Origin of the sequence: Microcystis sp. M_OC_Ca_00000000_C217Col (assembly GCF_007095585.1) — a bacterium.
Classification (GTDB): Bacteria; Cyanobacteriota; Cyanobacteriia; order Cyanobacteriales; family Microcystaceae; genus Microcystis; species Microcystis panniformis.
The window spans coordinates 1-3,499 of sequence record NZ_SFBV01000291.1 but is presented as its reverse complement, the minus strand read 5'-3'; the positions used below and the strand labels follow the sequence as shown (position 1 = coordinate 3,499).

The window sequence follows — 3,499 nt, the reverse complement described above, 5'->3', positions numbered from 1 at the left end:
GAAGAAACTTCCTATCAAGACGACGAGGAAACCTTAGCAGAACTTCAACAAGTTCGGGATGAATATCAATCAGGCGACTATGTGACCCTTGAACAATACTTGAGCAAGGATTAAATCACGATAAATTATATTATTATCTGAGAAATTTAACCCAATAAAACCATGATGCAACTAACCGTAGATGAAGCTAAAAATCAACTTTCTGAACTCCTTAAAGCTGCCTCAAAAGGTGAACAAGTTATTATCCAGAATAATGAAGGTCAAGACTTTCAAATTATTTCTCTTCCTACTACTGTTAAACATCCCCAATATGGAAGCGCAAAAGGCATCGTTAAAATGCTTGACAACTTTGATGATCCCATCGAAGAATTTGAGAACTATATGCCATGAAAATTTTAATGGATACCCATACCTTTTTATGGTTTATCGAAGGTGATAATAATCTTAGTGATGCTGCTCGTTCTCTGATCGAAAATCATCAATATCAAAAACGATTAAGTATCGCTAGTCTTTGGGAAATGTCCATCAAAGCCAGCCTTAACAGATTAGAATTAAAGACGACTTTCCCAAATTTAATTCAAAATTATGTTTATAATAACGGCTTTGATATACTATCTATTAACGCCGAACATCTCGAACAACTCAAGAGACTCCCTTACTACCATAAAGATCCTTTTGATCGCCTAATAATCGCTCAAAGCTTAACTGAAAATATTCCGATTCTCACTAAAGATGAGTTATTTAAGCGATATACTGAAAATTTATTATGGTAAACCTGAAAAGAAGAAACTTTAGCAAATTAATCACAAAAACTAACAGGCAAACTTTAAACCTTATTGATTTTCCATGCAAAACCCAATTAACCTCACTATTGAGCGCTTGCAAGAAAACGGACAAGATTACTATGTCGCCACCAGTCCTGATATACAAGGACTTGTCGCTGAAGCTGATACAATAGATGCCGTCATTGATATTGCCAAAGACTTAATTCCCATCCTATTAGAATTGGAAACAAAGGAGTGTAAATAATGCAAACCGTCCACAAAATGAGGAACAATTAATTATGAACATCAAAGATTATCCCTTTGCTCAAGACTTGATTACGGATAATCAAGGTCAGATACAGCAAGTTATTATTAACTTTGAAGATTATCAACAAATAATAGAAACCTATGAAGATACTGGACTCTATTGCGCCATGATAGACGTTAAAGATGAAACTCCCTTAACTTTGGAGGAAGCTTTAATTGAATTAGAAAAAGAATGAAAATTAACTATCTTCCTACTTTTATCAAGGATCTTAAAGATTTAAAAAGTACCTCCTCTTACTCAGTCATCAAAAACCTTGTCTTTACTGATATTTTAGCAGTTAAGCAGCTAAGCGAAATTAACAACCTTAAAAAATTAAAAGGAGAATATAATGCCTATCGTATCCGAATTGGTGACTATAGAATTGGTTTTTTTGTTGAAGAAGATACAATTACATTTGCTCGTGTTCTTCATCGTCGAGAATTCTATCGTTATTTCCCGTAAAATTTCGGTAGATAAAGAATCATTGAAAAGCCTTTGTCGAAATAGCCCACAAAATGAATCACTGCGATTGCGCTCTCAACTACTGCCAACAAGCGCTTGAATTATGCCAAGAATTGGGGATTACCTTGGTTAAAGAGTGTGAGGAACTGTTAGGGCAAATTCAGGGAAACCTAGGAGAAGCCAACAAATAAAATGAAACTTCCCAATGCCGATCAAGCCAACCTAGTAGACAAACTTGAACGTTACTGCCTCAATCCTGAGCATTCAAAAGGAAAACATAAAGCCTTGCTTTTCAAACAAAGATTAGGGATTACCTTAGCTAATAAAGAAATCCTAGAAAATGCTCTTAAAAAAGCAGTAATGGAAGGAGAAGCCGAACTTTATAAAATCGATCAATATGGCACTCACTATGATCTGAAATTTAACCTCTGTAACGACATCGGAGAATCCTTAATTTTAAGTTGCTGGATTGTCCAAATAACTGAAAATTTTCCTCGTCTTACTAATGTCTATCCCATTAATTAACTAGCCCATGATGAACACCATTCAAGAATACGATCTCGTTGCCCTAACGGAAGATGTTACGGCTACTCACAAAACGACCCATCAGCCCATCCTTCTGCGTCGCGGACAAATGGGAACTGTTTTAATGTCTTTTAATCAGCAAGCTTTTCTGATTGATTTTACCGATCAAAACGGCCAAACCTTTGCGATGGAAACCGTTGATCACTCAAAACTTCTACGGCTGATCAGTGAACCTGAATTAGTCTCAGTCTAAGATAAAACTTTCGCCAACTTTTAGATAGAACTCTTTATCTTGCTATTCGGGAAAAAACTTTCAACAGCTTATTGCATCAAGAAATTGGTCAAATACTCCTTGAAGAAAAAACAATAAAACTAATTATCTTTAACCCCGAAACTGAGGTAATCACCCAATGGATAAACTAAACCATTACCGCAAAATTATTCATCAGATTCTTGTCCCCTATAGCCAAATTATTTATAACAATGCGGACATTCAAAATCGTCTAGCTTTTGATCCTCAGAATGATCAATATCTCGTCATTTCAGAAGGTTGGCAACAGAATCAGCGTTATCATGATTGTCTGATTCATTTAGAAATTATTAACGACAAAATTTGGGTACAATGTGACAACACCGAAGACGGTATCACCAAAGAATTACTAAGCGCAGGCATTGCTAAAGAAGATATTGTTTTGGGATTCCATGAACCTAAAATACGTCAATATACAGGCTTCGCTGTCGCTTAACTTTCAAATATGATGGACAATTCTCAAAACCGCAATCGCCGCCAAATGAATCACTATTAGAAGAAGATTAGAAACTCTTGATAACCCAAGTCAGCCATGAAAATCACCTACTTTCAGGATACGGACACTCTATACCTAGAGTTCAATAACAATCCTATTGTCGAGACTCAAGAAATCAATGAAAATACAAAATACAAAATACAAAATACCTTGGTCGATCTTGATCAGCAGGGGAATATTTGTGCAATCACCTTGAAACAGGCCAAAAGCTTAACGGATCTGAATGCTTTTTCCCTCGAAACTATTGTCGCGCCTCAATTAGCTTCAAGTTTATAAGAGTTGTCATAATAAAATTATTCTATAAACCTTGACGTGATATAATATATATGACATTTGGGCGCAGATTCCTTGTGACCCTATAATCGGACAAATTCGTTATTAAGTAGTCATGCAAAATTAATTACCTGCCCGATCGAGCTAAAACCCTTACGGGGCAATGATCGTCATGTGTAAATAATTTTGCCTAGGTACTTATCAATGACAACAACTTTAATCAATCATATTGAAATTACCCCAGAAACCTGTGGCGGTAAACCGCGCATCGCAGGTCATCGCATCAAAGTCCAAGATGTCGTTATTTGGCACGAACGCCTGGGAATGTCACCCGATGAAATTGTTTATCATTATCCCAGCAT

General features: G+C 36.0%; 11 protein-coding genes and 1 pseudogene. All 12 read left to right on the top strand.

What is annotated here, in order from left to right; genetic code table 11:
- Positions 1-162 precede the first annotated feature (162 nt).
- Entirely contained in the window at positions 163-390 is a 228-nt protein-coding gene (locus EWV66_RS18650; protein WP_287107230.1) for a type II toxin-antitoxin system Phd/YefM family antitoxin, read from the top strand.
- Complete coding sequence (locus EWV66_RS18645; protein ID WP_287107229.1) at positions 387-773, top strand: type II toxin-antitoxin system VapC family toxin; 387 nt, start codon at positions 387-389, stop codon at positions 771-773. The genes EWV66_RS18650 and EWV66_RS18645 overlap by 4 nt, the downstream gene beginning before the upstream one ends.
- 73 nt (positions 774-846) lie before the next feature.
- Complete coding sequence (locus tag EWV66_RS18640) at positions 847-1,029, top strand: DUF1902 domain-containing protein (protein WP_287107228.1); 183 nt, start codon at positions 847-849, stop codon at positions 1,027-1,029.
- 34 nt (positions 1,030-1,063) lie between these two features.
- Positions 1,064-1,267, top strand: a complete 204-nt coding sequence (locus EWV66_RS18635) for a RelB antitoxin-like protein (RefSeq protein WP_002800856.1) — start codon at positions 1,064-1,066, stop codon at positions 1,265-1,267.
- Positions 1,264-1,533 carry a type II toxin-antitoxin system RelE family toxin gene (locus EWV66_RS18630; protein WP_061432389.1) on the top strand — a complete coding sequence of 90 codons (270 nt, stop codon included), beginning with the start codon at positions 1,264-1,266 and terminating at the stop codon, positions 1,531-1,533. Before EWV66_RS18635 ends, EWV66_RS18630 begins: the two co-directional genes overlap by 4 nt.
- Before the next feature lie 53 nt (positions 1,534-1,586).
- Positions 1,587-1,724, top strand: coding sequence for a hypothetical protein (locus tag EWV66_RS18625; RefSeq protein WP_287107226.1), 138 nt, complete (start codon positions 1,587-1,589; stop codon positions 1,722-1,724).
- A 1-nt stretch (position 1,725) separates the two neighbouring features.
- Complete coding sequence (locus tag EWV66_RS18620; RefSeq protein ID WP_287107225.1) at positions 1,726-2,058, top strand: DUF6883 domain-containing protein; 333 nt, start codon at positions 1,726-1,728, stop codon at positions 2,056-2,058.
- A 10-nt stretch (positions 2,059-2,068) separates the two neighbouring features.
- Entirely contained in the window at positions 2,069-2,311 is a 243-nt protein-coding gene (locus tag EWV66_RS18615) for a DUF4926 domain-containing protein (protein ID WP_012267894.1), read from the top strand.
- A gap of 32 nt (positions 2,312-2,343) precedes the next feature.
- Positions 2,344-2,481: pseudogene (locus tag EWV66_RS18610) on the top strand (element excision factor XisH family protein); the annotation flags it as partial.
- Positions 2,469-2,804, top strand: coding sequence for a XisI protein (locus tag EWV66_RS18605; RefSeq protein WP_012267893.1), 336 nt, complete (start codon positions 2,469-2,471; stop codon positions 2,802-2,804). The pseudogene EWV66_RS18610 and the gene EWV66_RS18605, both read left to right, overlap by 13 nt.
- Before the next feature lie 96 nt (positions 2,805-2,900).
- Complete coding sequence (locus tag EWV66_RS18600) at positions 2,901-3,140, top strand: DUF2283 domain-containing protein (RefSeq protein WP_287107223.1); 240 nt, start codon at positions 2,901-2,903, stop codon at positions 3,138-3,140.
- A 201-nt stretch (positions 3,141-3,341) separates the two neighbouring features.
- Positions 3,342-3,499: DUF433 domain-containing protein (locus EWV66_RS18595; protein WP_287107231.1), on the top strand; the 158-nt coding region annotated here is incomplete at its 3' end.

Coding starts and splice junctions, on each gene's coding strand:
- EWV66_RS18650 (WP_287107230.1), top strand. CDS start 163: ATGATGCAACTAACCGTAGATGAAGCTAAAAATCAACTTTCTGAACTC.
- EWV66_RS18645 (WP_287107229.1), top strand. CDS start 387: ATGAAAATTTTAATGGATACCCATACCTTTTTATGGTTTATCGAAGGT.
- EWV66_RS18640 (WP_287107228.1), top strand. CDS start 847: ATGCAAAACCCAATTAACCTCACTATTGAGCGCTTGCAAGAAAACGGA.
- EWV66_RS18635 (WP_002800856.1), top strand. CDS start 1,064: ATGAACATCAAAGATTATCCCTTTGCTCAAGACTTGATTACGGATAAT.
- EWV66_RS18630 (WP_061432389.1), top strand. CDS start 1,264: ATGAAAATTAACTATCTTCCTACTTTTATCAAGGATCTTAAAGATTTA.
- EWV66_RS18625 (WP_287107226.1), top strand. CDS start 1,587: ATGAATCACTGCGATTGCGCTCTCAACTACTGCCAACAAGCGCTTGAA.
- EWV66_RS18620 (WP_287107225.1), top strand. CDS start 1,726: ATGAAACTTCCCAATGCCGATCAAGCCAACCTAGTAGACAAACTTGAA.
- EWV66_RS18615 (WP_012267894.1), top strand. CDS start 2,069: ATGAACACCATTCAAGAATACGATCTCGTTGCCCTAACGGAAGATGTT.
- EWV66_RS18605 (WP_012267893.1), top strand. CDS start 2,469: ATGGATAAACTAAACCATTACCGCAAAATTATTCATCAGATTCTTGTC.
- EWV66_RS18600 (WP_287107223.1), top strand. CDS start 2,901: ATGAAAATCACCTACTTTCAGGATACGGACACTCTATACCTAGAGTTC.